Source organism: Pseudomonas sp. CFBP 5748 (assembly GCF_053850495.1).
In genome coordinates, this window is the sequence record NZ_JBSPTN010000006.1 from 215,700 (window position 1) to 241,397 (window position 25,698).

The 25,698-nt window shown below is 60.0% G+C and carries 26 protein-coding genes and 1 tRNA gene; 17 read left to right on the top strand and 10 right to left on the bottom strand.

Features of this window, described 5'->3' with window-relative positions; all coding sequences use genetic code 11:
• The first annotated feature begins 12 nt into the window (after nt 1-12).
• The 10 genes from ybgC (at nt 13) to ACWNZ1_RS15980 (ending at nt 7,059) form a co-directional block, all read left to right on the top strand.
• Nucleotides 13-480 (top strand): tol-pal system-associated acyl-CoA thioesterase, encoded by a 468-nt coding sequence (gene ybgC, locus ACWNZ1_RS15935; protein ID WP_025215227.1) that lies wholly within the window; start codon nt 13-15, stop codon nt 478-480.
• The gene (gene tolQ, locus ACWNZ1_RS15940) at nt 470-1,165 is read left to right on the top strand and encodes a protein TolQ (RefSeq protein WP_135846912.1); all 696 of its coding nucleotides are present in this window, start codon (nt 470-472) and stop codon (nt 1,163-1,165) included. The genes ybgC and tolQ overlap by 11 nt, the downstream gene beginning before the upstream one ends.
• Nucleotides 1,166-1,188: 23 nt before the next feature.
• Complete coding sequence (tolR, locus tag ACWNZ1_RS15945; protein ID WP_162488970.1) at nt 1,189-1,641, top strand: protein TolR; 453 nt, start codon at nt 1,189-1,191, stop codon at nt 1,639-1,641.
• On the top strand, nt 1,641-2,720 hold the full coding sequence (gene tolA / locus ACWNZ1_RS15950) for a cell envelope integrity protein TolA (protein WP_456027741.1): 1,080 nt from the start codon (nt 1,641-1,643) through the stop codon (nt 2,718-2,720). The genes tolR and tolA overlap by 1 nt, the downstream gene beginning before the upstream one ends.
• Entirely contained in the window at nt 2,717-4,018 is a 1,302-nt protein-coding gene (tolB, locus tag ACWNZ1_RS15955) for a Tol-Pal system beta propeller repeat protein TolB (protein WP_135846911.1), read from the top strand. Before tolA ends, tolB begins: the two co-directional genes overlap by 4 nt.
• A 52-nt stretch (nt 4,019-4,070) precedes the next feature.
• On the top strand, nt 4,071-4,568 hold the full coding sequence (pal, locus tag ACWNZ1_RS15960; protein WP_003205029.1) for a peptidoglycan-associated lipoprotein Pal: 498 nt from the start codon (nt 4,071-4,073) through the stop codon (nt 4,566-4,568).
• 6 nt (nt 4,569-4,574) lie between these two features.
• Nucleotides 4,575-5,411, top strand: a complete 837-nt coding sequence (ybgF, locus tag ACWNZ1_RS15965) for a tol-pal system protein YbgF (RefSeq protein WP_135846910.1) — start codon at nt 4,575-4,577, stop codon at nt 5,409-5,411.
• A 167-nt stretch (nt 5,412-5,578) separates the two neighbouring features.
• Complete coding sequence (queE, locus tag ACWNZ1_RS15970) at nt 5,579-6,226, top strand: 7-carboxy-7-deazaguanine synthase QueE (RefSeq protein ID WP_135846909.1); 648 nt, start codon at nt 5,579-5,581, stop codon at nt 6,224-6,226.
• Between the two features lie 19 nt (nt 6,227-6,245).
• Nucleotides 6,246-6,920 carry a 7-cyano-7-deazaguanine synthase QueC gene (gene queC, locus ACWNZ1_RS15975; RefSeq protein ID WP_178084331.1) on the top strand — a complete coding sequence of 225 codons (675 nt, stop codon included), beginning with the start codon at nt 6,246-6,248 and terminating at the stop codon, nt 6,918-6,920.
• Nucleotides 6,921-6,983: 63 nt separating this feature from the next.
• A tRNA-Lys gene (locus ACWNZ1_RS15980) sits at nt 6,984-7,059 on the top strand.
• 126 nt (nt 7,060-7,185) lie between these two features.
• Here ACWNZ1_RS15980 and ACWNZ1_RS15985 read toward each other — a convergent pair.
• On the bottom strand, nt 7,186-8,121 hold the full coding sequence (locus tag ACWNZ1_RS15985; protein WP_135848059.1) for a LysR family transcriptional regulator: 936 nt from the start codon (nt 8,119-8,121) through the stop codon (nt 7,186-7,188).
• Between the two features lie 171 nt (nt 8,122-8,292).
• Between ACWNZ1_RS15985 and ACWNZ1_RS15990 the strand changes: the two genes are divergently transcribed.
• Genes ACWNZ1_RS15990 through ACWNZ1_RS16015 form a run of 6 tightly spaced genes read left to right on the top strand, consistent with a single transcriptional unit; the run spans nt 8,293 to nt 15,197 of the window.
• Entirely contained in the window at nt 8,293-8,910 is a 618-nt protein-coding gene (locus ACWNZ1_RS15990) for a thermostable hemolysin (protein ID WP_135846907.1), read from the top strand.
• Nucleotides 8,907-10,472, top strand: coding sequence for an AMP-binding protein (locus tag ACWNZ1_RS15995; RefSeq protein WP_135846906.1), 1,566 nt, complete (start codon nt 8,907-8,909; stop codon nt 10,470-10,472). The genes ACWNZ1_RS15990 and ACWNZ1_RS15995 overlap by 4 nt, the downstream gene beginning before the upstream one ends.
• A complete protein-coding gene (locus ACWNZ1_RS16000) occupies nt 10,447-11,328 on the top strand; it encodes a TauD/TfdA family dioxygenase (protein WP_456027742.1) in 882 nt (293 codons plus the stop codon). The genes ACWNZ1_RS15995 and ACWNZ1_RS16000 overlap by 26 nt, the downstream gene beginning before the upstream one ends.
• A gap of 8 nt (nt 11,329-11,336) precedes the next feature.
• Nucleotides 11,337-12,461 carry an aminotransferase class III-fold pyridoxal phosphate-dependent enzyme gene (locus tag ACWNZ1_RS16005; RefSeq protein ID WP_135846904.1) on the top strand — a complete coding sequence of 375 codons (1,125 nt, stop codon included), beginning with the start codon at nt 11,337-11,339 and terminating at the stop codon, nt 12,459-12,461.
• Nucleotides 12,439-13,779, top strand: coding sequence for an aspartate aminotransferase family protein (locus tag ACWNZ1_RS16010; RefSeq protein ID WP_135846903.1), 1,341 nt, complete (start codon nt 12,439-12,441; stop codon nt 13,777-13,779). Before ACWNZ1_RS16005 ends, ACWNZ1_RS16010 begins: the two co-directional genes overlap by 23 nt.
• Nucleotides 13,780-13,781: 2 nt before the next feature.
• On the top strand, nt 13,782-15,197 hold the full coding sequence (locus ACWNZ1_RS16015) for an amidase (protein WP_456027761.1): 1,416 nt from the start codon (nt 13,782-13,784) through the stop codon (nt 15,195-15,197).
• 6 nt (nt 15,198-15,203) lie between these two features.
• Here ACWNZ1_RS16015 and ACWNZ1_RS16020 read toward each other — a convergent pair whose 3' ends face one another.
• From ACWNZ1_RS16020 to ACWNZ1_RS16045, 6 genes are all read right to left on the bottom strand, one after another.
• A complete protein-coding gene (locus tag ACWNZ1_RS16020; protein ID WP_135848057.1) occupies nt 15,204-16,115 on the bottom strand; it encodes a DMT family transporter in 912 nt (303 codons plus the stop codon).
• 134 nt (nt 16,116-16,249) lie between these two features.
• Nucleotides 16,250-17,437 (bottom strand): cyanate transporter, encoded by a 1,188-nt coding sequence (locus ACWNZ1_RS16025; protein WP_135846902.1) that lies wholly within the window; start codon nt 17,435-17,437, stop codon nt 16,250-16,252.
• 261 nt (nt 17,438-17,698) lie between these two features.
• Complete coding sequence (copD, locus tag ACWNZ1_RS16030) at nt 17,699-18,610, bottom strand: copper homeostasis membrane protein CopD (RefSeq protein WP_256453644.1); 912 nt, start codon at nt 18,608-18,610, stop codon at nt 17,699-17,701.
• A gap of 4 nt (nt 18,611-18,614) precedes the next feature.
• The gene (gene copC, locus ACWNZ1_RS16035; RefSeq protein ID WP_135846900.1) at nt 18,615-19,001 is read right to left on the bottom strand and encodes a copper homeostasis periplasmic binding protein CopC; all 387 of its coding nucleotides are present in this window, start codon (nt 18,999-19,001) and stop codon (nt 18,615-18,617) included.
• 53 nt (nt 19,002-19,054) lie between these two features.
• Nucleotides 19,055-19,981, bottom strand: a complete 927-nt coding sequence (locus ACWNZ1_RS16040; RefSeq protein ID WP_256454427.1) for a copper resistance protein B — start codon at nt 19,979-19,981, stop codon at nt 19,055-19,057.
• Between the two features lie 19 nt (nt 19,982-20,000).
• Nucleotides 20,001-21,761: a copper resistance system multicopper oxidase gene (locus ACWNZ1_RS16045; protein ID WP_456027743.1), complete on the bottom strand. Its 1,761-nt coding sequence runs from the start codon at nt 21,759-21,761 to the stop codon at nt 20,001-20,003.
• 327 nt (nt 21,762-22,088) lie between these two features.
• On the opposite strand from ACWNZ1_RS16045, the gene nadA reads away from it, so the two are divergent.
• Nucleotides 22,089-23,147, top strand: coding sequence for a quinolinate synthase NadA (nadA, locus tag ACWNZ1_RS16050; protein WP_135846898.1), 1,059 nt, complete (start codon nt 22,089-22,091; stop codon nt 23,145-23,147).
• Between the two features lie 234 nt (nt 23,148-23,381).
• On the opposite strand, the gene ACWNZ1_RS16055 is transcribed toward nadA, so the two are convergent.
• The 3 genes from ACWNZ1_RS16055 to gcvT all read right to left on the bottom strand — a co-directional run bounded on the left by ACWNZ1_RS16055 (nt 23,382) and on the right by gcvT (nt 25,697).
• A complete protein-coding gene (locus ACWNZ1_RS16055) occupies nt 23,382-23,870 on the bottom strand; it encodes an RDD family protein (protein WP_210640373.1) in 489 nt (162 codons plus the stop codon).
• A gap of 94 nt (nt 23,871-23,964) precedes the next feature.
• Nucleotides 23,965-24,177 carry a cold-shock protein gene (locus ACWNZ1_RS16060; protein WP_003175786.1) on the bottom strand — a complete coding sequence of 71 codons (213 nt, stop codon included), beginning with the start codon at nt 24,175-24,177 and terminating at the stop codon, nt 23,965-23,967.
• Between the two features lie 395 nt (nt 24,178-24,572).
• On the bottom strand, nt 24,573-25,697 hold the full coding sequence (gene gcvT, locus ACWNZ1_RS16065) for a glycine cleavage system aminomethyltransferase GcvT (protein ID WP_256453641.1): 1,125 nt from the start codon (nt 25,695-25,697) through the stop codon (nt 24,573-24,575).
• Nucleotide 25,698: the final 1 nt, after the last annotated feature.

Here is a 25,698-nt window from a genome sequence, read left to right on the forward strand (position 1 = left end):
AAGCACTAGAGTATGCGCGCGCAAAACGGGCTGGAGTCGTTCGCACATCGCTGTCGCGTTTATTACGAGGACACCGATGCCGGCGGCATCGTTTACTACGTCAATTACCTCAAGTTTATGGAACGGGCTCGAACCGAACGGCTGCGGGAACTGGGTTTTGCCCAATCCGCACTGGCAGGGGAGGACCTGTTATTCGTCGTGCATTCCAGCGAAGCGCGCTACCACGCGCCGGCGCGACTGGACGACGAGCTTCTGGTAAGTGCCGATGTCATCGAATTGAACCGTGTCAGCCTGCGTTTCAAGCAGCAGGTCAGGCGGGCTACGGATAATGTGCTGCTCTGTGAAGGGCAGTTTTTGGTGGCCTGTGTGCGCACCCATAGTTTGAAACCCCGGGCCATTCCCGAAGCTCTACGTGCGGCCTTTGCCGGCGTGAGCGGCGCGGGTACACACTCAGAGCAGGAGATAAAGCGTGGAAGCTAACGTCGTCGACCATACCTCCATGTGGAGCCTGGTCAGCAATGCCAGTGTCGTGGTGCAACTGGTAATGCTGATCCTGGTAGCCGCATCGGTGACCTCATGGATCATGATTTTTCAGCGCAGCAATATGCTGCGCGCCGGTCGCCGTGCCCTGGAGAGCTTCGAAGAGCGCTTCTGGTCCGGCATCGACCTGTCCAAACTCTACCGCCAGGCCGGTAGCAACCCGGACCCGGATTCGGGCGTGGAGCAGATCTTCCGTGCCGGCTTCAAGGAATTCTCCCGTCTGCGCCAGCAGCCAGGCGTTGACCCGGAAGCGGTGATGGAAGGCGTGGCCCGTGCCATGCGTGTGGCTATCTCCCGTGAGGAAGAAAAACTCGAACAGGGCCTGTCGTTCCTGGCCACCGTCGGTTCGGTCAGCCCGTATATCGGCCTGTTCGGTACCGTGTGGGGGATCATGAACTCCTTCCGTGGCCTGGCCTCCGCCCAACAAGCGACCCTGGCTACTGTAGCCCCGGGTATCGCCGAGGCACTGGTCGCCACCGCCATCGGCCTGTTCGCGGCCATTCCGGCCGTTATCGCCTACAACCGCTTCGCTGCCCGCAGCGAAACGCTGACCAGCCGCTACTACACCTTCGCCGATGAGTTCCAGGCGATCCTGCACCGCAAAGTGCACACCAGCGAAGAATAAGCAGGTATTTCCCCATGGCTTTAATCGCTCGAGCCCGAAACAAGCGCAAGCCGGTTGCCGAGATGAACGTGGTGCCCTACATCGACGTGATGTTGGTGCTGCTGGTCATCTTCATGGTGACCGCGCCGATGCTCAATCAGGGCGTGAAGGTCGATCTGCCCAAGGTTTCCAGCGAAGCCTTGCCGCAGGACAACAACACCCAGGTACTGACCATTTCGATCAAGGCTGACAAGACCTACTACTGGAACCTTGGCAGCGAAGTCGACACCGAGAAGCAGCAGGACCGCGCCATGACGTTGCCGCAGATGACCGACGCGGTGACCAAGATCATCAATGCCGGCAACGGTAACGGCAAGCGCACCCAGGTCTTCATTCGCGGCGACAAGACCGTCGACTACGGTGCCGTGATGGGCGCCATGGGCGGTTTGCAGAAAGCCGGGGTCGGTAACGTTGGCTTGATCACTGAGGCGCCCTGATGCAGCAACAGCGAGAGCCGTCCGCCTCGGAAAGCTACTTCTGGCCCAGTGTCCTGGCAATCGGCCTGCATGTGCTGGTGTTCGGCATGCTGTTCGTCAGTTTTGCCATGACCCCGGAGCTGCCGCCGGCCAAGCCGATCGTGCAGGCGACGTTGTACCAGCTCAAGTCGAAAAGCCAGGCCACCACGCAGACCAACCAGAAGCTGGCCGGTGAGGCGAAGAAATCCGCTGCGCGTCAGACTGAAGTCGAGCAGATGGAACAGAAGAAGGTCGAGCAGGAAGCGATAAAGGCAGCGGAACAAAAGAAAGAGGAAGCGGCTCAAAAGGCCGAGGAAGCCAAGAAGGCCGACGAGGCGAAGAAAGCGGACGAGGCAAAAAAGGCTGATGAAGCCAAGAAAGCCGACGAAGCGAAGAAAACCGCCGAGGCAAAAAAGGCCGAAGAGAAACAATTGGCTGATATAGCCAAGAAGAAAGCCGAAGAAGAAGCCAAGAAAACCGCTGAAGAAGAGGCCAAGAAAGCGGCCGCTGAAGAAGCGAAGAAAAAGATCGTCGAGGACGCGAAGAAAAAAGCGGCCGAAGACGCCAAGAAGAAAGCTGAAGCTGACGAGGCGAAAAAGAAAGTCGCCGAAGACGCGAAGAAGAAAGCCGCCGCCGACGCCGCCAAGAAAAAGGCCCAGGACGCAGCGCGTAAATCCGCCGAAGACAAAAAGGCCCAGGCCCTGGCAGATTTGCTTTCCGACACGCCGGAGCGCCAGCAGGCATTGGCCGATGAGCAGGGCGATGAAGTCGCCGGCAGTTACGATGATTTGATTCGCGCCCGAGCGGCGGAAGGCTGGGCTCGCCCACCTTCGGCGCGTAAAGGCATGACGGTAGTATTGCAAATCGGCATGTTGCCCGACGGTACGGTTACCTCGGTCAGCGTTGCCAAGTCCAGCGGTGACGGTCCGTTCGACGCTTCGGCGGTTGCAGCGGTCAAGAACATTGGGCGATTGACGGAAATGCAAGGAATGAAACCGAGCGACTTTGCTCCCTATCGTTCATTCAAGATGACATTCACACCTGAGGATCTAGCCTTGTGAGAAACCTTCTTCGATCAATGCTGGTCGTTATCTGCTGCCTGGCAGGGATAGCGGTAGCAGAGGAAAAGAACATTCTGGTCACCAGCGGCAGCGATCGGGCCACCCCGATCGCCGTCGTACCGTTCGGCTGGCAGGGCGGTAGCGTCCTGCCGGACGACATGGCGGAAATCATCGGCAACGACCTGCGCAACTCGGGTTACTACGCGCCGATTCCGAAGCAGAACATGATCAGCCTGCCGACCCAGGCCAGCGAAGTCATCTACCGTGACTGGAAGGCCCTGGGCGCCCAGTACATCATGGTCGGCAGCATCGTTCCGGCTGGCGGTCGCCTGCAGGTGCAGTACGCCCTGTTCAACGTCGCCACCGAGCAGCAAGTGCTGACCGGCAGCGTGTCGGGCAGTGTCGATCAGTTGCGCGACATGGCGCACTACATCGCCGACCAGTCGTTCGAGAAACTCACCGGCATCAAGGGTGCGTTTTCTACCCGCATGCTCTACGTGACGGCCGAGCGCTTCTCCGAAAACAACACCCGCTACACCCTGCAGCGTTCCGACTATGACGGCGCCCGTGCAGTGACCCTGCTGCAATCGCGCGAGCCGATCCTGTCGCCGCGTTTCGCCCCCGATGGCAAGCGCATCGCCTATGTGTCGTTCGAGCAGAAGCGTCCACGCATCTTCATGCAGCACATCGATACTGGTCGTCGCGAGCAGATCACCAACTTCGAAGGCCTCAACGGTGCGCCAGCCTGGTCGCCGGACGGTACTCGCCTGGCGTTCGTGCTGTCCAAGGACGGTAACCCGGACATCTATGTGATGAACCTGGCTTCGCGCTCGATCTCCCGCGTCACCAATGGCCCGGGCATCAACACCGAACCGTTCTGGGGCAAGGATGGCTCGACCATCTACTTCACCTCCGACCGTGGCGGCAAGCCACAGATCTACAAGACCAGTGCGGGTGGCGGCGGTGCCGAGCGTGTGACGTTCGTGGGTAACTACAACGCCAACCCTAAACTGTCGGCGGACGAAAAGACCCTGGTGATGATCCATCGCCAGGATGGTTTCACTAATTTCAAGGTGGCGGCCCAGGATTTGCAGCGCGGTAGCGTAAAAATCCTCACTGATAGCACTCTGGACGAGTCACCTACTGTTGCGCCCAACGGCACCATGGTAATCTACGCCACCCGCCAGCAGGGCCGGGGAGTCTTGATGCTCGTGTCCATTAATGGACGCGTGAGGCTCCCGCTTCCTACCGCACAAGGCGAAGTCAGAGAACCGTCCTGGTCCCCTTACCTGAACTGACGCGGCGCTATACGTTTTACTTAACACACTGGGGTTCATTAGGAGTTTCACGATGGAAATGCTGAAGTTTGGTAAATTTGCTGCGCTGGCTCTGGCCATGGCTGTAGCTGTAGGTTGCTCGTCCAAAGGCGGCGACAACGCCGGTGAAGGCGCTGTTGATCCAAACGCTGGTTACGGCGCTAACACTGGTGCAGTTGACGGCTCCCTGAGCGAAGAAGCTGCTCTGCGCGCAATCACCACCTTCTACTTCGAATACGACAGCTCGGACCTGAAGCCAGAAGCCATGCGCGCTCTGGACGTTCACGCCAAAGACCTGAAGTCGAACGGCGCTCGCGTTGTTCTGGAAGGCAACACCGACGAACGTGGTACTCGTGAGTACAACATGGCACTGGGCGAGCGTCGTGCGAAAGCCGTTCAACGCTACCTGGTACTGCAAGGTGTTTCCCCAGCTCAGCTGGAACTGGTTTCCTACGGCGAAGAGCGTCCAGTTGCTACCGGCAACGACGAGCAGTCCTGGGCTCAAAACCGTCGCGTCGAACTGCGTAAGTAATTCGTCATGCGAACGTGCCGTCGTGCTGTAACTGTTCTGGCTCTCAGCCTCGCGCCGCTTGCGGCGTGGGCTGCGGTTCCTGTGGTCGATAACGATACCGGCTATAACAATAGCGGGAGCAGCTATCCGCCTGCAGGTTACGGTACGAACGGCGCCTATGCCGGGGGAGGGGTTTCGGCCCCTGTCTCGGCACAGGGCGAGCTGTTCAACCAGCTCCAACAAATGCAGGATCAGCTGTCGCGCCAGCAAGGCGTGATTGAAGTTCTGCAAAATGATATTTCGCGCATGAAGCAGGAAAACCTGGAGCGATACCAGGATCTTGATCGGCGCATAGGAACCGGCGTTGCACCTGCACCTGCCGCGACTCCTGAGAATTCTCCTGCCGGTGGCGACTTGAACGCCCCCGGTGCAGCCGCAGGCGCTGGGGCAACTGCTCCAGCACCGGCCGCCGGTGGCGAGCCGGCTGATCCGGCGAAGGAAAAGCTCTATTACGATGCTGCCTTCGACCTGATCAAGGCCAAGGATTTCGACAAGGCCAGCCAGGCCTTTGCCGCTTTCCTGCGCAAATACCCAAACAGCCAGTATTCGGGCAACGCCCAATACTGGTTGGGTGAAGTGAACCTGGCCAAGGGCGACCTGCAAGGCGCCGGCCAGGCATTCGCCAAGGTTTCGCAGCTGTATCCCAAGCACGCCAAGGTGCCGGATTCACTGTACAAGCTGGCTGACGTAGAGCGCCGCCTCGGTCACACTGACAAGGTAAAAGGCATTCTGCAGCAGGTGGTGGCCCAATACCCGGGTACCTCCGCCGCCCAGTTGGCCCAGCGTGATCTGCAGCGCATGTAGACCGGTTTGACCCTGTATTGAAGAAACCCGCGCCTGTCGCGGGTTTTTTCGTTAGAATTCACGCCCTTTTTATGAAACACGCTTTTTGGGATCTGCGCGTTGGCGGGGTTCCTTCAAGTGCCTGACGGAGGCGGACAGCCTGTTTAGCTGTTACGCCCGTGGCGACTATGCAAGACACATTGAGAATCACCGAAGTTTTTTACTCGTTGCAGGGTGAAACGCGAACGGCCGGGCTGCCCACAGTTTTTGTGCGCCTCACCGGCTGCCCGTTACGTTGCCAGTACTGCGACAGTGCCTACGCGTTCAACGGCGGCACCTTGCGAACCCTCGACGATATCCTTGAGCAAGTGGCCGGCTATCGTCCGCGCTATGTGTGTGTCACAGGGGGCGAGCCATTGGCGCAACCCAATGCCATCCCATTACTCAAGCAGCTGTGCGATGCCGGTTATGAGGTTTCGCTGGAAACCAGCGGTGCCTTGGACATTTCGGCCGTCGACCCGCGCGTCAGTCGCGTCGTGGACCTGAAAACCCCGGGTTCCAAGGAAGCGCATCGCAACCGTTATGAGAATATCGAGCTGCTGACGTCCAACGATCAGGTCAAGTTTGTCATCTGTTCGCGGGAAGACTATGACTGGGCGGTGTCCAAACTGATTCAGTACGGTCTCGACCAGCGTGCCGGCGAAGTATTGTTTTCGCCGAGTCATCACGATTTGAACGCCCGGGACCTGGCGGACTGGGTGGTGGCGGACAATCTGCCGGTGCGCCTGCAATTGCAGTTGCACAAATATCTTTGGAACGACGAACCGGGGCGCTGATATGACTGAGCAAGCGAACATTGCAGAAAAACGTGCGGTTATCCTGCTGTCTGGTGGCCTGGACTCGGCGACGGTGGTGGCCATGGCCCGCGCTGAAGGCTACCGCTGCTACACCATGAGTTTCGATTACGGTCAGCGTCACCGTGCCGAGCTGCACGCCGCCGAGCGGGTTGCCCGGGATTTGGGTGTGGTGGAACACAAGGTGATTGGCCTGAACCTCAACGGCATTGGTGGTTCGGCCCTGACCGACAGTTCCATTGCTGTACCCGAAGCACCGAGCGAAGGCATTCCGGTGACGTATGTGCCGGCGCGCAATACGGTGTTCCTGTCCTTGGCGCTGGGGTGGGCCGAAGTGCTGGGCGCCCGTGACATTTTCATTGGCGTCAATGCCGTGGATTACTCCGGCTATCCGGACTGCCGCCCGGAGTTCGTCGAAGCCTTCGAGCGCATGGCCAATCTGGCGACCAAGGCTGGTGTTGAGGGGCAGGGCTTCCGTATCCAGGCGCCGCTGCAGAATCTCAGCAAGGCCGATATCGTCAAGGCCGGTGTAAAGCTTGGTGTGGACTATGGACTGACCGTTTCCTGCTATCAGGCCGACGATCAGGGCCGTGCTTGCGGCAAATGCGACAGCTGCCGCCTGCGTGCAGAAGGCTTCGCAGCGGCGGGCGTGAGCGATCCAACCCGTTATTTTTGATTTATTTCAAATTAAGTGTTGAATAGTCCTTAAAAATCAGTATTATACGCGCCACCACACAGCGGGTCGTTAGCTCAGTTGGTAGAGCAGTTGGCTTTTAACCAATTGGTCGTAGGTTCGAATCCCACACGACCCACCATTTTTAGCAGTTTTAAAAGTCTGGAAGGCCCACGAAAGTGAGGATTTCCGGATTTTTTTTTGCCTGATGAAAAGTCGCAGGCCGCCATCCTGAGCCACTCGACGGTTCGAGTGGCTCCCGGGTCGATTAAAGCAGGCCGTCCTCAGCGCATACTTTTACGATCTGTTCGCGAAACCAGATGTTGGCGTTGTCCAGGCTCGGTTTTTCGCTCCACATCATCTCCAGCGTGAAGTTCGGTAAACCCGTCGGTGCTCGGCGATGGCTGAATTTGTGTTCATCGCAGGTCAACGCCTGGATGCGCCGAGGCAGGGTGAGGATGAAGTCGGTCCCGCTGATCATATTGAGTGCCGCCACATAACTGTTGGCCCGAGCGACAATCTGGCGGGTGTAGCCCTGGCGGGCGAGCCATCCATCTATCATGTTGGTGTCGGATGTCCAGGGCGTCGGAAAAACATGCTGGCACGCGGCAAATGTCTCCAGGCTGAAGTCCTCTTGCGTCAGCGTGAAGTTTTTATCAACTACGCAGATCAACTCATCTTCCAGTAATACTTGCGAGCGCAAACCTTTGCCACCGCGATGGAGGTTTGGGCCAAAACAAATGACCAAGTCGAAGCGGCCATCCATCAGTTCCTCGGCGGGAATATCTCTGTGAAATTTCGTTATGTTAATGATGACCGGAAGACGGCTGCCGATAAAACATTTTACTAATTTTGGCAAGATAAGAAGTTCAAAGTACTCGGGCGCGCAAACATTGAATACTCTCTCTTTTTGGGTCGGGTCGAATGCCTCAATGCCGGAGTGGCAGATATTTATTGTTTTGAGAATCTTCAGTATATGGCTGTACATGGCGGTGGCTTTGCTGGTGGGGCGCATGCCACTGCGGGTATTAACGAAAAGTTCATCTTCGAAGCTTGTGCGCAGCTTCTTCAGGCAGTAGCTCACGGTTGACTGGCTGACACACAGGGCCTCGGACACCTCGGTGACGCTGCTCTGCTCGTACACTGCGACAAACACCATCAAGTCCTGCATGTCCAGCTTTCTAAGCAAATTACTATTGAGCATAAGATCCTTCTTGGCGCAATCCATGGACTAGCGTCCTATGTTTTTATGACAAAGACGTTTATTTACATATTAGCGGAAGCAATTTATTTTTTAAATGGTCTGTAGGACTTTTCCCCAATATGCTCGCCTCGCTTTTTACAGGAATCCTGCACAAGGACGGAGGAGGACGAAATGCAAATACGTGTCGCTGAAACTAAGACGCCGTTATGGGTGCAAGCCACAGAAGTAGTGAAGGAGAAATTTCGCAGTTCTTATTCCGCTTCGGTTGAACCGAATCCGCAATACTTTGCGGTCACTCAGGATCCGGCAGATCGTATTCTTGCTTGCGCCGGTATTACGTTTGCGGACCACCGCACGTTGTTTTCCGAGCAATACCTGACACAACCGATAAACGAGATATTGTCCCAGCGTTTCGAGAAAACCATTGATCGCTCGAACATTGTCGAGATCGGTAACCTGATCTCCCATCACCTGACGGCCGGAATGATTCTGGTCAACATGATTCCGTTGTTGGCCTGGTGCATGGGTGGGCACTACCTGTTGTGCACGGTGACCCCTCGAGTCCGGCAAATGATGGAGAGTTGCCAGATCGATTTCGAGCCACTGCTGACCGCAGACCCTACGCGCCTGGCCGACGGCGACGGCAAGAAATGGGGCAGCTATTACGCCAAGTTGCCAGTCACCGGTTTTATCCGGGTAGATCCACAGCGTTCACGTTTCGCCGCCATGACCCTCAATACTTCATTCACGCAATTGCCCAGCGATTCTCTGGTGAGGGCGCGGCCATGAGCGGCGGCTTTATCAGTCAGTTGCAACGCGCGTTGCGGGACAACCGCCAGGCCATCTGTGCGGTTGACTGGTCGCAATCGGGTAATGAGCCCGTGGAATTGACCTATGGCGAGCTGGAACATCGCTCGCTCAATCTGGCGGCAACACTGCAGCGGCGTTTCGCAAGCCAGGCTCATGGCGATCAGGTCGTGCTGGGGATTGCGACACGTAACAGCAGTGACTGGCTGGTGGCCGACCTGGCGTGCCTGTTCGCCGGGATCACTGCGTTGCCCTTGCCGTTGGCGTTCAGCCAGTCCCAGGCTGAGCACTTGGCTGGAGGGTGCGACGGGTTTCTGGTGGATGCCGCCGGGCAGCGAACCCTGGCGCAACGCTGGAAGCTGAATTTTCCCGACAGCCGCCTGCAACGCCTCAATGAACCGCTGATTGAGCAGCCACTGTTATATACGCCGGACGGCGACGATGACTGGATCTGCAAAATCATTCACACCTCGGGCACCACAAGCCGGCCAAAGGGTGTGCGCCTGAGTACCCAGGCGGTTGGCACAGTGCTGGCGTCGCTGCGCCAAGGCATGCCAGCCAATGCTCATCGTCGTTACCTGTCGCTGGTCCCGTTGAGTTTGTTGCTTGAACAGGTGACCGCCGCGTATCTGCCGCTGCTGGCTGGCGGGACCGTGCATTTTCTACCGCCGAACGAACCGTTGCTCGGTGAGCCTGGCGCTTCACCGCAGCGCCTGGTCGACTGGCTCCTGCAAGTCCAGCCAACGGCCCTGACCGTTCCGCCGGTCATGGTCAATCGCTTCCTGGAACAACTGAACGAGGGGGGCGAGCAGGGCGAGGGCCTCGCGCGTTACTTGAAATCCGGCGTGCATATCACCTGCGGCGGTGCGGCGGTGAGTATTGATGTCCTGCGCGGTCTGGCTGAGCTAGGTATTGGGGTGTACCAGGGCTACGGGCTTTCGGAGAACGCCTCGGTCGTCAGCATGAATACCGTCGAGCAGCAACGTCTTGGCAGCGTCGGCAAGCCGTTGCCCCATGTCCAAGTGCGTATCGGTGCCGACCAGACCATCGAGGTCAAGAGCAGCTCGCTGTTCAGCGGCTACTCGGGCACCGACCCTAGCGCCTGCTCCATGTCCGGCGACGGCTGGATGGATACCGGTGACTTGGGGACCCTGGATGCCGATGGCTACCTCTATGTGCATGGGCGCAAGAAGAACGTGATTTGCCTGCCCAATGGCCGCAACGTCAGCCCCGAGCAGGTTGAGCTTGAGTATCGAAAATACCCAGGCGTAAACGACGCTGCGGTGTTTTTTGATGAGCTTCACGGTCTGGTGGCGTTGCTGTGCGTCGAGTCGCCACCGGCGCGTAATGAGCTGGTTGCCTGGTCGGCGGGGCGTTTCTCTGACATCGAACGCCCGAACCGACTCTGGTTGTTGACCAAGGACGATCCGTTGCTCGAGCAGCTTTATACCGTCACCGGCCGGCCGAAACGTGCCGATATCGCCAGTGTTTTTTCCACTCTGCAAAGGAATGCATCCAATGAGCACACCTGCCTTTCACTTTAAGAACCCGGACGTATCCATCGTCGAGCCGCACCATTTCGCCAGCCTGGGTAAGGGCGAGCTGTATGAGCTGCTGGGGCATTACGGTGTCGTGTTGTTGCGCAACTGTATCCACAACGCCGAGGATTTCAGCGCGTACGTGAAGCAAAACAGCTCGCGATTGAGCCTGGATCCGGCACGGGTCATGGTCGGTGGCGCGGCGCAGTTGGTGGATGCCGGGCGCCAGGCGGTCGGCCTGCATTGCGAAAATGGCAACTCACCGTTCTGGCCGGACATGACCTGGTTCTATTGCCAGGAAGCGCCGCGCAAGGGCTCGCAAACCACCTTGTGCGACGGTGAGAAGGTACTGGCGAAACTGTCCCCAGGCTGTCGCAGTTTCTTTGAAGAAAACCCTATTCGCTACAGCCGAACCGTGGCGGGAGAAAAATGGCGCCGCCTGGTTTGTCACTACTCAGCGACGTTGTCGGACCCGGCGGCCGTGGGTATCGACGACCTGTTGCAGGTCATCGGTGATGATCCGCAAACCCAGATTTCCTTCAACCCCGCCGACGACTCGATCCACTACGCCTTCAGCACGTCGGCGATCCTGACATCCGCCTTCAGCCAGCGCCCGGCTTTTGCCAACAGCATCCTGGGGCCGTCCTTCAACTACGAAGCTCCGGTGATCGATACGGTGTCCGGGCAGCCGATTCCCGCCAAGTTCCTGGCCGAGATCGCCGAGGTGTCCGAGCAGTACACCTGTCCGGTGGGCTGGCGGGATCACGACGTGGTGATGATCGACAACCGTCGGGTCATGCACGGTCGGGAAACCATCGTCGATGAGCGTCGGCGCATTTTCAACGCCTTGAGCTACCGCTGAGACTCCTCATGAAGAACAACAAATACATTATCAGCGGACAGTACGAGACCTACCTCGACGGCGATGGCCGGCAGATTATCGATCTGAGCGGCGGGTTCGGCTTCCAGGTGCCGTCCGTGATCGAGGCGGTCAGCCGCCAGGCGGACATCATGGGCCTGTCCAATCGGGTACTGATGTCCGAACCGTTGCTTGCCTTGTGCCGACGTCTGGCCGAGCTGCTGCCCGCGCCGCTGGTCAGCTCATATGTGTGCAGCTCCGGCGATGAGGCTTTTGAGGGCGCCTTGAAGTTGTGCAAGGGACTCAAGCCCAAGGGCAACACCATTGTGTTCATCCAGGGGGGGGATTACGGCTCGCTGACTTACGGGCGTTGCCTCAATGCCACGCAGGGCGATCTTGGCGTGCAGGGTTTCCTGGGGTTCAAGCGAGCGGCGATTCGTCATCTCGCTGACCTGGACACGGTGGATTGGAGCGACTGCTTTGCGGTGTGCCACAGCAGCACCCGCACGGATGCAAACGGCCGGCTGCAACTGCTCGAGCCGGCCTTGATCGAGCAGTTGCATGCTCGCGCGGCACAGGCGTCGGCGCCGGTCATCGCGGTCGACACCCAGAGCTGCCTCGGCAGCCTGGGTTCGCTGTTCGGTTTCCAGCGTTATCGCCCGGTTCCGGACATTGTCGTGCTCGGCGGGCCCCTGGGCGGCAGCGCGATTCCCATCGGCACCTATACCTGCAGCGAGCACATGGCCTGGCAGGTCTATGGGCGCAGCAGCCCGGCCAAACACGGTAGCACCACCGCCGGTAATCCAATGGCCTGCGTGGCGGCCCTGGCCGCGCTGGATTACGTGCAAACCCACGATTCGCCCTGGCAATGCCAGGAAAACGGCCAGTACCTGGCACAAACCCTGGCTTCATTCGGGGCCGTGGCCGTGGGGGCCTGGGTCAGTTTACCGCTGACCGATGACCTGCAACCGGCCATGCTCTGCGAAGCGCTTTACCAGCAAGGCGTCTATGTCAGCGCGCCCCGTGGCCGCGAATTGATCTTGCGCTGCCCGATCAGCGCTCGCCCTGAACACATTCAACGTGCTGCGCACATCATCAAGGAAACGTTAAGCCATGTCCTTACTCAGGCCGCATGAACAACTGTTGGATGACTGCCAGCGCCACTGGAGTGCGTCGGCGGCCAAGCTGTATCGCCTGGGCAAGACCAGCGTCGAGCAACAGGCCGATGGCATTCATGTCACCGACCACACCGGCAAGCGCTTTATCGACTGCGCGTGCAGTTATGGCGTGTTTATCGTCGGCCATCGCAATCCGACGGTGCGTGAGCGGGTGCAGGTGCAATTGAATCAGATGGCCTGGGTGCCGGAAGGCCGGCGCCACCCGCTTCAGGACACCCTGTCCGAGCGGCTGTGCCAGTTGGTGCCGGGGGAATGGGGCGATGTGCAATTCATGGTCTCGGGCGCCGAAGCCGTCGAGCAGAGCCTGCGGTATGTGTTGAAAGTCCAGTCCCATCGGCGTGGAATCGTGGTGATGAGCGGTTCTTACCATGGCAAGACCTTGGCGGCGATGAGCATTCTTGGCCAGCAACAGAACCATGCCAGCTATGGTATCGATCCCCCTGACGTGACCTGCGTGCCCTACGGCGATTTCGCCGCCCTGCAAAAAGCCGTGGGCGAGGGCGTGTGTGCGGTGTACGTCGAACCGATTCTGGGTGGTGCTCATTTACAGGTGCCCCCGGTGGGCTACATGGCCAATCTTCGGGCCTTGTGCGATGCCACCGGTACGCTGTTGGTGGCCGATGAAATCCAGACCGGTTTCGGGCGCTGCGGCAAATGGTTCGCTGTGCAATATGACGAAGTAGTGCCCGACATCATGATCCTCTCCAAGGGCTTGACCGGCGGCTACACCTCGTTTGCCTGCGCCATGTACAGCCAGCGCCTGGTCACCCAGTATCCGCTCAGCGAAATCGAGCCTGACACACGAACCAACGGCGGGCACCCGGTGGCCTGTGCTTCGGCGCTCGCGGCCATTGACTACATCGAGCAACACAACCTGGTGGAGCAGTCGCGGGTCAACGGTGGTTTATTGCGTCATGGCCTGCAACGGCTGGCCTTGCGCTATCCGCACATCGTCGAGGACGTACCAGGCGTCGGTTTGATGACCGGCCTACGTCTGCGCGGCTCGGTCTATGAAGCCTTGATGAGCATGGAACTGGGCAAGCGTGGCGTGCATGCCGGGCATTCGATGAATGAAAAGGCCACACGCCCGGTACTGCGCTTCTATCCGCCGCTGAACATCAGCGCCGAAGCGTTGCACCATGTCCTGGTGATGATCGAAGAAGCCCTGGAAGCCATCGACCGGCGCCCGGCGCTGGCGGTGAAGGCGTTTTCCCTGGTGGTGCGCAATATGTACCAGTTGCCCAACAAGTGGCTGCGCGGCAGGAAGGCATCATGAACATGTTCAATCCTGACACGCTGACCCTGCGGGAAATGGCGGGTCTGCTGCGCCGCGGCGTGCTGACCAGCGTGACGTTGTTGGAGTTCTACCTGCAACGCATCGCCGAGCGTAACCGGCACATCAACGCATTAATTCAACTGGCGCCGGTAGAGGTGTTGCGGCGCCAGGCCCGTGAGGCGGATGAGCTGGCACGCGTTGGGCAGATCAGCGGTCCATTGCACGGCATTCCCATCACCATCAAGGACGTCCTCCACGTTCGCGGATTCAAGATGTCCCGCGGCGTGGGGGAGCTGATGGGCGATGCCAGTCAGGAGGATGCGACGACGGTTGCCCGGCTTCGACAGGCCGGCGCGATCATTCTGGGCATCAGCAATGTGTCGGAATTGTGCATGGCCTTCGAGACCGAGAACCTGATCTACGGTCGTACCCTCAACCCCCACGACCTGCGGCGCTCCGCTGGAGGCAGCAGCGGCGGTGAAGCGGCAGCGATTGCCGCCGGCTGCTCGCCGGCCGGGCTGGCTTCCGATGCCTGTGGCAGTGTGCGGATTCCCGCGCACTTCAATGGTATCTGCGGCCTGAAACTGACCCAGGGTCGGGTGCCGTTGACCGGTCAGTTTCCCAATGACCGGTCCGGGCTGTTCCATATGACCTCGGCCTTTGGCGTGATGGGGCGTTATGTCGATGACCTGGCGCTGCTTGGTCAGTTGATCAGCGGCGCCGACGGCTATGACCCGGATACCGTCGATGTGCCGTTCGCCGCCAGCGAGCCGCTGGCCGAACTGCGCGTCGCGCTGTTTTCGCAGTCGAGCCGAACCCCCGTCAGCGCGGCGGTGAGCCAGGTGCTGCAGCAGGTCGAACGGTGCCTGGGGGCGGTGGCGGCGCAGGTGGATACGGTTGCGCCGCCGTTGCTCGGCGAGGCCTGCGATGTGCTATGGCGGGTGTTCATCACCGGCGCTGATGCCGGACGCGGCTGGCGGCAATTGTTCGATTCCATGAACAAACGCCAGTTCACTGCGCCTATCGCTCAGTTGCTGGACATGAGCGAAGCCGTGAAATTGAGCGTGGATGACGTCAAGCGCGACTGGATCATGATCGATACCTTCCGCTATCAGTTGGCGAAGTTCTTCAAGCAGCACGATTTGTTCATCTGTCCGGTATTCCCGGACGTTGCATTCCGTCATGGAGAGTCCCTGCAAGATCGCGATCGGTATGCCTTCGTGTTCCCGTTCAGTCTCAGCGGCTCCCCCGCGGTGGTGATCCGTGCCGGGTTCGACCCCGCCACCGGGATGCCCATCGGCATCCAGATTGTCGGGCCGCACTGGCAAGAGCAGCGTCTGTTGGCGGTGGCCGGTTTCCTTGAACGGGAGCTGGAACGTTGGAGCGCGGTTACGCCTTGCGAGGCATCGACCTACTGACGAATCTCAAGCCGTGGCAACCTTGGCAATGCGGCTGCCGGCCACCAGGGTCAGCATGCCAACGCCCACCAGGGTGGCGCCGATGATTTCGATCATCATGGGTTGCTCCCTGAGCCAGAACCAATGGATCAACGTCACGAACAGGGTGTTGAGGTACACATAGGAAATCACTGTCGACGGCGCAATCACCCCAATTGCCCGGTGCAGCAACCAGAAAGTGGCGAGTGTGCCGAACAATGCCAGGTACACCAGCCAGCCGATATCCAGCGTCGACAATTGCACGCCGCTGCGCCACCCGCCGCTGAACAGGCAGAACACCAGCAGAAACAGCGCGCCGAACAACATGTTCCAGAACGTCATCGTCACGGGTTCCCGGCCCTTCAATACCGAGGCTTTGAAGCGCTGGCTGAGGGGGGAGTACAACGCCATCGCCAGGCAACCGACGCCGAAGACCAGCGACGGATAGAGCGCAGGCAATTGCCCTGGGGCCGAGCCTTTGAGGGTCAGCAGCAGCGCGCCGATTGCCGCGACCAGCATGGGCAGCACGCGGGTCTTGAGGCTTGGGTTGGGCAGCAGGAATGCCTCGAAAAACAAAGTTATCAAGGGCACCAGCGTGTACAACGTCGCGGTGTTGACCGCTGAGGTATAGCGCAGTGCTTCGAACAGCGAACCAAAGTAAGTCGCCAGCAGCAGGCCGAGTACCGCGTGGGCTAGCAGGCCCCTGGTGGAGATGGGCGAGGTGTGTTTCAGGAGCAGTAGCGGCAGGAACATCATTGCCGAAAACAGCAGCCGCAGGCCGGTGAGCAGGATCGGATCGATCGTCTGGCTGACCTGTGCCGCGGCGAAGAACGACGAGGCGATCAGCATCGCCCAGATGAGCATGCCCCAGTGAGCGGCTGCAAAACCGACGTGTTTCATCAAGGTCTTATTCCTGCGTTACAGACCGCAGCGTCGTGAGGGACGAGTCGGTCTGCCGTCGTGGGTGAGTGTTGAAAAGTGGAGCGGCACGTAATGCCGCCCTTTGACTTTGTGCGCGGGGCTGTCTTCGGCGATTAGCTGATATGCCGCGCGTAGTGCTTGGGATTGAAGCGAAGGACCATCAGGACCATCAGAGCCATGACCGCGGTGAGCGACCACCAGGCCCATTCGAAGCTGCCCAACTGATCGCGAATCATCCCGGCAATCAACGGCGAGAGCCCTGCGATCAGGTAGCCGATGCCTTGCACGAACGCCGTCAGGCCACCGGCCCGGCGTGGGTTGTCCAGGTGGTCGAGAGACACGATCAGGCTCATCGGGAACAGGCCGCCGATGCCCAGCCCCAGCAGGCAGGGCCACAACAGGCTAAAGCGTTCCGGGCTGAGGATCAGGCCGCAGAAACCGCCCATGATCAGGAGCAGCAGAACGGCGAGGACCAGGCGTTTATCCTGGCTGCGGTTGGCAATCGCCGGGGTGACGAGGCCAGACAACACTTCCATGGCCGTGAGGAACCCCAGCAGCAGGCCGGCGTGTTGTTCGCTCCAACCCTTTTCCACGTAGTACGGCGCCAGCCAGGCGAGCACGCAGGTGTAGGAAGCAGTGCCGAGGCCGAAGAAAATCGCCAGCAACCAGGCCCGGGAGTTGCTGAAGAACGATTCTTTCTGCCGGGCAGGTGCTTCGGGTAACGGGGTGACGGCTGAGCGCTGGGCGTACCAGCAACCCAGGGCGATCAGCGCCAGCAGCGCCCAGATCGCCAGGCCGATGCGCCAGCTGCCGGTTTGTGTCAGGACAAACGGCGAAAACGACGCGGCAATCGCCGCCCCGCCCATGATCGAGGTGACATACAGGCCCATGAACAAGGAGACGTTGTCGGCGTAGCGCGACTTGATCAGCGCCGGCATCACGGCCTGGATCAGGGCGATACCGAGCCCGGCCAACACCGCACTGATGATCAGCTCGGCGGCGCTGTCCAGGTACAAACGCGATGCCGTGGCGATGCCGATGATCAACAGCGACAGCACAATGGTGCGGTGTTCACCGATGCGCAGGGCGATGCGCATGCCCAGGAACATCGCCAGGCCCATCGCCATGACCGGCAGCATGGTCAGCAGCGAGGCCGTGCTGAAACTCAAGGGCACCTCGCCGCGAATGGCCGACAACAACGGCCCGACCGCGGCCATGGAGGGCCGCAGATTCAGCGCCACCAACACGATGCTGACCATCAGCCAGACGGCGTGGGTGCTTGAGGTTCGAACGTTTTCCATAACAGAGCCTTGGCTTAACAAAGCCCTATTTAGGCTACGGCACCCTGCTATGGGCAAACTGAAAACTGGCGCGGCGTATTGAATAATTAAATGCCGCGCCCGAGTCGTGAAGATCCGGTGCTCTTGTGGCGAGGGGATTTGTCCCCGCTGTGGGAGCAAAGCTTGCTCGCGATGGCCGCGCCGCGCTCTAACAGCTGAACCGCGTTATCGTTCATCGCGGGCAGCCTTGCTCCCACAGGATTTGCTGTAGTTCACAACCTCCTATTCCATCACCGGGCTCAACGTCCCCAGCCACGCCACCAACCCCAGAATGACCACTGCCACACAGAGCTCCAGCACCATGCTGCGTCGCAGGGCATTCACCGCGACGCTGTGCTCCCCGGTCTGCCGGGCCTGCTCCAGCAGTGGGCTGAGGTGAAAACGATTCAGCGCGGCGAACACCAGCATAACCGCGAACAACACCAGTTTGAGCGCCAGCAACTGACCATAGGTACTGTCCAGCAGCCCTTCGATATTCGGGCCGACGATGAATAGATAGTTCACCACCCCCGTCACCCCGACCACCAACACCATCACCGCCCCGGCTGTTTCAAACCCGGTCAGCGTGCGCGCCAGAACCGGCAGTCGAGGTTCGGCCTGGTGCAGCAGCAGGGCAAATGCGGCCAAGGCGCCAACCCAGCCACCGGCGGCCCATAAATGCAAAAAGTCGGTGATGAAGTGCCAATTGCGGCGCTCACCTTCGTCCATGGCGCCATGCCCGGCCCAAGCCAGCGTTGCCAGCGCTACGGCGCCGCCCAGCAGGACCAGGGCCAAGCTGGCGCTCGGCCAACGTTTATTGAGCATCACGGCGAAACCAGCCAGCACGAGCGCCGCGATCCGCAGGTTCCAGCTCCAACCCACGTCGGTCTCGAATACCATCATTTCAATGTGCGGCCACAGCTCGGCCCAGTCCGCAATACCGCTCATGGCCCGAGCCATGCACACCATGGCGAGCACGGACAACAGCACGCCGAGCACGGTCGTGGTCAGCAGCAACGGCGCGAAACTCAACAGCGCACCCGACATCCGCTCTTTGCCACGCAGGCTATAGAGACCAAAAGCGGCCAGGCCGAACAGCAACATCAAATCCAGGTACAGGGCAAAGCGCAGGGCGATGTTGATGGACTCGCTCATCGAATCACTTCACCTTGAACGTGACGTTGCCGGTGATCGGATGAGTGTCGGATGACACCGCGCGCCACTGCACCTGGTAGGTGCCTGCGCTGAGCGGGGTGTTCGGGATGATGACCATGGTCTTGGGGTCATCGCTGCCGGACACCTTGGCTGGCATGGGCATCGGCGAATGGGCCGCCATGCCGGGCATTTCAGTCATCATCAGCTTGGCGCCGGAAAACTTGGTCATCAGGTTTTCCGAAAAATGCAGTTCGATTTTTGCCGGTGCAGCCCCGTCCGCACCTTCGGCGGGGGTAGAGGACAGCAGTTTCGGATGGGCCTGGGCCAAGCCACTGAGCAACAGGCCGGCGGACAGCGTGACAGCAACAACAGCGGTTTTGAGTAATGACATGCAAGGACTCCTACAGCTCGGTTTTTTAGTTTTTAGTGGAACAGATCAGCGGGTCAGAACCACATGCGCAGGCCCAGCACCAGGCGCGCTTCGCTGCGGTCTTCGCCTTCTTCCCGGGCGTAGTCGGCGGTGTTGCCGTAGACCCGATTCCAGGTGACGCCAATGTATGGTGCGAATTCACGACGGACTTCATAACGCAGGCGCACGCCGAGTTCGGTGTCCGACAGCCCCGAACCGACGCCGCGGGCAGGATCGTTCTTGCCATAAAAATTGACCTCGGCGGTGGGCTGCAGGATCAATCTATTGGTCAGTAGTATGTCGTAGTCGCCTTCCAGGCGCGCCGCGCTCTGGCCACCCTCACCGATGAATGCGGTGGCCTCGGCTTCGAAGTTGTAGAGCGCCATGCCCTGCACGCCGAAGGCGGCCCAGGTTTGCGGATCGCCAGGCTTGAAGTCCTGGCGTACGCCGGCGACCACGTCCCACCAAGGGCTGATGGCGTGTCCCCACAGCGCCTGAAGTTCCGCCTCTTCGGTCTTGCCATTGAGGCGTTCACCTTCGGAGCGCAACCACAAGCGGTCGATATCGCCGCCGATCCAACCGGAGGCGTCCCAGCTCAGGGCGCTGCCGTCATCGGCGTCTTGCCATTCCAGCTGGTCAATCAGGAAAAACGAATTGATGGCGCTGTCATGCACCGCATGTCCGCCATGATCCTCGTAGACGGCGGCGCGGTCGGCGGCGGTCAGTTCGGGGATCGGCGTGCGGCTGGTGGTCGGCGCCGATTGCATCGGTTCCATGCCCTGCATCGAATCCATGCCTTGCATCTGGCTGTGGTCCATGCCTTGCATCTGGCTGTGGTCCATCCCCGGCATCTGGCTGTGATCCATGCCTTGCATATCGTTGCCCGCCGCCCAGGCCGAGGCGGTGGTGCCGAGGGTCAGGCTGGCAATGACAGCCACGGGCAGGGTGCGGTGTTTAGTCATAATGCTCATGCTGGGCTCCTCATTCCTGCACCCGAACTTCACGGAACATCCCCATCTCCATGTGAAACAGCAGATGGCAGTGATACGCCCAGCGCCCCAGGGCATCGGCGGTGACCCGGTAGCTGCGCTTGGAACCCGGTGGCACATCGATGGTGTGTTTGCGCACCATGAACTGGCCGTTTTCGTCCTCCAGGTCGCTCCACATGCCGTGAAGATGAATGGGGTGGGTCATCATGGTGTCGTTGATCAGCACGATGCGCAGGCGTTCGCCGTACTTGAGCAGCAGCGGCGCGGCGTCGGAGAATTTCACGCCGTTGAACGACCAGGCGAATTTCTCCATGTGCCCGGTCAGGTGCAATTCGAGGGTTCGCCCCGGATCACGGCCGTCCGGGTCGGGAAAGGTGCTGCGCAGGTCGGCGTAGGTCAGCACCTTGCGTCCGTTGTTGCGCAGGCCCATGCCCGGGTCGTCGAGCTTGGGCTTGACGCTCATGGCCTGCATGTCCACCAGCGGGTTGTCTTTCTCGGTGTCCGGATGGGACTGCATGTCGCCCATGCCTTGCATGGAGCCGTGGTCCATGCCGGCCATGTCGTCCATGCCCTGCATCTGGCTGTGATCCATGCCCGACATGCCCGACATGCCCTGCATCGCCCCATGGTCCATGCCGCCCATGCCCATGTCGTCCATGGTCACCAGCGGTCGTGGGTCCAGCGCTGGCACCGGCGCCGAAAGGCCAGCCCGGGTGGCGAGGGTGCCGCGGGCGTATCCGGTGCGGTCCATCGACTGGGCGAACAAGGTGTAGGCCTCTGCGCTGGGTTCGATGATGACGTCGTAGGTCTCGGCCACGGCGATCCGCAACTCATCGACGCTCACTGGCTTGACGTACTGTCCGTCGGACGCCACCACGGTCATTTTCAGGCCGGGAATGCGCACATCGAAATAGGTCATGGACGAACCGTTGATCAAGCGCAGGCGCAGCCGCTCGCCAGGTTTGAACAGGCCGGTCCAGTTTCCATCCGGCGCCTGGCCGTTCATCAGATAGGTGTAGGTGGCACCGCTGACGTCGGCCAGGTCCGTGGGGTTCATCTTCATTTCGGCCCACATCTTGCGATCCGCTACGGTGGCGGCCCAGCCGTTCTTGCTCACATCGTCGATGAAGTCGCCGACGGTGCGCTTGTGGTAGTTGTAGTAGTCCGACTGTTTCTTGAGCTTGCGGATGATGGCGCCGGGGTCTTCGTCGGTCCAGTCGCTGAGCATCACCACATAGTCCCGCTCGTACTGGAAAGGCTCGGGTTCCCTGGCGTCGATCACCAGCGGGCCATAGACCCCCGATTGCTCCTGGAAGCCGGAGTGGCTGTGGTACCAGTAAGTGCCGTTCTGACGGACCTTGAACTGATAGACATACATGCCGTCGGGCTCGATGCCTTTGAAGCTCAGCCCGGGAACGCCGTCCATGTTGGCCGGCAGCAAAATACCGTGCCAATGGATGGAGGTGGCGTCCTTCAAGCGATTGCGCACCCGCAGGGTCACGGTGTCGCCTTCGCGCCAGCGCAGCAGCGGGCCGGGAATGCCACCGTTGATGGTTTGGGCTGTGCGCGGACGGCCGGTGAAATTGACCGGGCTTTCGCCGATGAACAGCTCGAATTCGGTGCCGGTCATTTCGTTGAGTTGGCCGGGGCTGGTCACCGCCCAGACGGGCGAGCGCCATAACCCCAGGCCACCGAGGATGCCGCCGGCAGTCAGGCCTTTGACGAAGGTTCGCCGGGAAGTTTTTGTTTGCATCGATGGAAATCCGTCAGTCGATTCGCAGCGAGCACAGGAACAGTTCCCTGTGCAGGTTTGAAAAGAAGATGACATAAGCCGGCGCGGCGGGTGATTACATTTCAGTCAGCTTGGCGGGGGGGAGGGAGCCCACAGTGGACCCCGTCCGGTTCTGTGGGCGGGCACAGGTCAGAATGATCTTTTGCATCGACGGGATATTCTGTAGCCTTGCCGGCTTCACGCTGTCCCGTGCCTGATTGATACCCACTTTCCCGGCGGTACCCGAGTGGTCCGGAGCCGGGTGTATACTCGACTTTCGCGCAAAACGCGCTTGCAGGTCTTGCGAACATGACGCAAATTTCCGAACGCCTTCTGGTCCAGGCCCACCTCGACGCCAAGCAGCCCAAACCGCTGAGCGCCGAGCAAGAGGCCTGGTACCGCGCCGCCATCGCCGCCGAGCTCAAGGCTCAGGACGCGGTGCTGGTCGCGCACTTCTATTGCGACCCAATCATCCAGGCCCTGGCCGAAGAGACCGGCGGTTGCGTGTCCGACTCCCTGGAAATGGCCCGCTTCGGCAACGCCCATCCGGCCAAGACCGTGGTGGTGGCGGGGGTCAAGTTCATGGGTGAGACCGCGAAGATCCTCAACCCGGAAAAACGTGTGTTGATGCCGACCCTGGAAGCCACCTGCTCCCTGGACCTGGGTTGCCCGGTGGATGAGTTCTCTGCTTTCTGCGACCAGCATCCGGAGCGCACCGTGGTGGTGTACGCCAATACCTCGGCGGCGGTCAAAGCCCGGGCCGATTGGGTGGTGACGTCCAGCTGTGCGTTGGAAATCGTCGAGAGCCTGATGGACAACGGCGAGACCATCATCTGGGGCCCGGACAAGCATTTGGGCACCTACATCCAGCGCAAGACCGGCGCCGATATGCTGCTCTGGGACGGCGCCTGTATCGTCCACGAAGAGTTCAAGTCCAAGCAGTTGGAGGACATGAAGGCGCTGTATCCGGACGCCGCGATCCTCGTGCACCCGGAGTCGCCAACGGCGGTGATTGAGCTGGCCGACGCGGTGGGCTCCACCAGTCAGTTGATCGCCGCAGCCCAGAGCCTGCCGAACAAGACCCTGATCGTCGCCACCGACCGCGGGATTTTCTACAAGATGCAGCAGCTGTGCCCGGACAAGGTCTTCATCGAAGCCCCTACCGCCGGTAACGGCGCGGCGTGCCGCAGTTGCGCGCACTGCCCGTGGATGGCGATGAACACCCTGGAACGCACCCTCAAGAGCTTGCAGGAGGGCACCAACGAGATCTTCGTCGACCCGGCGCTGATCCCCCAGGCCATTCGCCCGCTCAAGCGCATGCTGGATTTCACCCAGGCCGCGCGGATGAAGCTGGCGGGGAATGCCTGATTGTTGGGAGGCTTGAGACTTTCGAAGGTCTTGAGGCTTATAGAGGGGCTTGAAGCTTGGGAAGGCCTTGAGGTCTATGAGGCTTTTTGTGGCGAGGGAGCTTGCTCCCGCTGGGCTGCGAAGCAGCCCCTCTTGTCAGCACCCGATATCTTCAGATAGATCGCACAAGCCTCTTACGACTGCTTCGCAGCCGAGCGGGAGCAAGCTCCCTCGCCACGGGGTCTGATGGTGGCTTCACTTGGTCTTCTTGGGAATCCGCACCAACTGCGTATCCGAGTAGATGTCATGCCAGCTGCGCTTGCGCTTGTCGAACAGCGCCCAGATAAAGCCCAGCCCCACCAGCAGCAATGACGCGATCGACACCACAAAGCGCAACAGCGCCTGCCACAGGCTGATGGCCGTGCCATCGGCGTTCTGTACGCGGATGCACCACACCTGCATGCCCAGGGTCTGGCCGTTGTGGGTCCAGAACTTGGCGAAGAAGCCGAACAGCACGAAAAGCAGCACGGTGGACAGCAACGGGTCGCCGTCCAAGGCGCCCGCTTCCGTGAGGGCGCGCATTTTTTCTTCGCCGATGATCGCCATCTGGATCATCTTGTAGACGCCGCTGGTGACGATCAGCAGCGCCGTGCACAGCAAAAAGTCATAGAACATCGCGGCCAGGCGACGGCCAAGGCCTACGGGGGGGAAGTCGCCCTGGGGGGTGAGCAGGTGTTTCGGCATGACGGCCTCGGACGAAAAAAGAAGCCATTTTACGGATTTACGCCCATAAAAAAGCCCCTGATATCAATCAGGGGCTTTTTAGTTCGCGAAAGCCTTAGGCTTCGGCTTGTACTTCGTCAGCTTGCATGCCTTTCTGGCCTTGCACGGCAACGAAGGTGACTTTCTGGCCTTCTTTCAGGCTCTTGAAGCCATTGCCCTGGATGGCGCGGAAATGCACGAACAGATCCGGACCGCTTTCAGGCGTGATAAAACCAAAACCCTTCTCGTCGTTGAACCACTTGACGGTACCGCTCTGACGTTGAGACATTTTCTTATTTCCTTTGACGCTAAAATTGATGACAGCCTCTTTCACATGAAAGAGTACTGGGGCTGGGTTGCAGGAAAGTAAGAGACGTCGAACGGGATGTAGCGAACTTCATAAGCTACTGCCCAGGTCACGATTCCAAGCGACCCATGCAAACACAGTGACCAAACTCTACGCCAACTTCGAATAAAAAAACAACCCCCCTGCAAGGCCCGTATTTGCTCAGCTTGCCAGCATTTATGCCGCTTGCGGAGCAGGGCTTATTCGATAGGCTAGTTCAATTGTTTACGATCGTTATAAGGTCGGTTGAGTGTCTAAAGATATGCACCCTTTTATGGCGGTTGCGTGACACATTAGTGCACGTATAACGCAACCGCGTTACTTATAGAAACAACCAATCAGCCGCGGTAGTAGCGCTGTGGAACGAATGGCATTTTGCTTACAAGCAAAGGCACCTTTTTCCCACGCACAATGGCCCAGACCGGCGTATCCAGCGCTACATAGGCACTGTCCAGGTAACCCATCGCCAGCGGAGCGCCCAAGGTGGGGCCGAAACCGCCGCTGCACACAGAGCCGATGATCTCGCCGGCTTCGTTGACGATCTCCGCGCCTTCACGCACCGGTGTGCGTTCCTGGGGCAGCAGGCCGACGCGTTTGCGCTTCACGCTGCCCTGTTGTTGGGCGAACACGCTCTCAGCCCCGGGGAAACCACCGGCGCGAGCGCCATCGGCACGGCGCACTTTGGAAATGGCCCACAGCAGGCTGGCTTCGATCGGTGTCGTCTCGGTGTTCATGTCGTGGCCATAGAGGCACAGGCCGGCTTCCAGGCGCAGGGAGTCACGGGCGCCGAGGCCGATGGCCGCGACTTCCGGCTCGGCCAGCAAGGCGCGGGCGAGTTTTTCCGCGTCGGCGGCGGGTACGGAGATTTCGAAACCGTCTTCACCGGTGTAGCCCGAACGGCTGACAAAGCAGTCCACGCCCAATAGCGTGACGCGCTGGAACTGCATGAAGGTCATCTTCGCCACGTCCGGCGCCAGGCGGGCGAGCACGGTGACGGCGGCCGGGCCTTGCAGGGCGAGCAGGGCACGGGCTTCGAACAGCGGTTCGATGCTGCACTGCTCGCCAATATGGGCGCGCAGGTGCGCCAGGTCCTGATCCTTGCACGCCGCGTTGACCACCAGGAACAGCTCGTTGTTACCCAGGTTGGCGACCATCAGGTCGTCGAGGATGCCGCCGTTGTCGTTGGTGAACATGGCGTAGCGCTGCATGCCCACTGGCAGGTCGATGATGTCCACCGGCACCAGGGTTTCCAGAGCCTTGGCAGCACCTGCGCCGGTCAGGCGGATCTGGCCCATGTGGGAGACGTCGAACAACCCGGCCTGGTCGCGGGTGTGCTGGTGTTCTTTCATCACGCCCAGTGGGTACTGCACCGGCATGTCGTAGCCGGCGAATGGCACCATGCGCGCGCCGAGTTCGAGGTGCAGCGCATGCAGCGGGGTTTTCAGCAGTTGTTCGGTGGACATA

Excerpts from the sequence above, each read along its gene's own strand:
- ybgC (WP_025215227.1), top strand. The coding sequence starts at position 13 with ATGCGCGCGCAAAACGGGCTGGAGTCGTTCGCACATCGCTGTCGCGTT.
- tolA (WP_456027741.1), top strand. The coding sequence starts at position 1,641 with ATGCAGCAACAGCGAGAGCCGTCCGCCTCGGAAAGCTACTTCTGGCCC.
- pal (WP_003205029.1), top strand. The coding sequence starts at position 4,071 with ATGGAAATGCTGAAGTTTGGTAAATTTGCTGCGCTGGCTCTGGCCATG.
- ybgF (WP_135846910.1), top strand. The coding sequence starts at position 4,575 with ATGCGAACGTGCCGTCGTGCTGTAACTGTTCTGGCTCTCAGCCTCGCG.
- queE (WP_135846909.1), top strand. The coding sequence starts at position 5,579 with ATGCAAGACACATTGAGAATCACCGAAGTTTTTTACTCGTTGCAGGGT.
- ACWNZ1_RS15985 (WP_135848059.1), bottom strand. The coding sequence starts at position 8,121 with ATGCTCAATAGTAATTTGCTTAGAAAGCTGGACATGCAGGACTTGATG.
- ACWNZ1_RS15990 (WP_135846907.1), top strand. The coding sequence starts at position 8,293 with ATGCAAATACGTGTCGCTGAAACTAAGACGCCGTTATGGGTGCAAGCC.
- ACWNZ1_RS15995 (WP_135846906.1), top strand. The coding sequence starts at position 8,907 with ATGAGCGGCGGCTTTATCAGTCAGTTGCAACGCGCGTTGCGGGACAAC.
- ACWNZ1_RS16000 (WP_456027742.1), top strand. The coding sequence starts at position 10,447 with ATGAGCACACCTGCCTTTCACTTTAAGAACCCGGACGTATCCATCGTC.
- ACWNZ1_RS16005 (WP_135846904.1), top strand. The coding sequence starts at position 11,337 with ATGAAGAACAACAAATACATTATCAGCGGACAGTACGAGACCTACCTC.
- ACWNZ1_RS16010 (WP_135846903.1), top strand. The coding sequence starts at position 12,439 with ATGTCCTTACTCAGGCCGCATGAACAACTGTTGGATGACTGCCAGCGC.
- ACWNZ1_RS16015 (WP_456027761.1), top strand. The coding sequence starts at position 13,782 with ATGTTCAATCCTGACACGCTGACCCTGCGGGAAATGGCGGGTCTGCTG.
- ACWNZ1_RS16020 (WP_135848057.1), bottom strand. The coding sequence starts at position 16,115 with ATGAAACACGTCGGTTTTGCAGCCGCTCACTGGGGCATGCTCATCTGG.
- ACWNZ1_RS16025 (WP_135846902.1), bottom strand. The coding sequence starts at position 17,437 with ATGGAAAACGTTCGAACCTCAAGCACCCACGCCGTCTGGCTGATGGTC.
- copD (WP_256453644.1), bottom strand. The coding sequence starts at position 18,610 with ATGAGCGAGTCCATCAACATCGCCCTGCGCTTTGCCCTGTACCTGGAT.
- copC (WP_135846900.1), bottom strand. The coding sequence starts at position 19,001 with ATGTCATTACTCAAAACCGCTGTTGTTGCTGTCACGCTGTCCGCCGGC.
- ACWNZ1_RS16040 (WP_256454427.1), bottom strand. The coding sequence starts at position 19,981 with ATGACTAAACACCGCACCCTGCCCGTGGCTGTCATTGCCAGCCTGACC.
- ACWNZ1_RS16045 (WP_456027743.1), bottom strand. The coding sequence starts at position 21,761 with ATGCAAACAAAAACTTCCCGGCGAACCTTCGTCAAAGGCCTGACTGCC.
- nadA (WP_135846898.1), top strand. The coding sequence starts at position 22,089 with ATGACGCAAATTTCCGAACGCCTTCTGGTCCAGGCCCACCTCGACGCC.
- ACWNZ1_RS16055 (WP_210640373.1), bottom strand. The coding sequence starts at position 23,870 with ATGCCGAAACACCTGCTCACCCCCCAGGGCGACTTCCCCCCCGTAGGC.
- ACWNZ1_RS16060 (WP_003175786.1), bottom strand. The coding sequence starts at position 24,177 with ATGTCTCAACGTCAGAGCGGTACCGTCAAGTGGTTCAACGACGAGAAG.
- gcvT (WP_256453641.1), bottom strand. The coding sequence starts at position 25,697 with ATGTCCACCGAACAACTGCTGAAAACCCCGCTGCATGCGCTGCACCTC.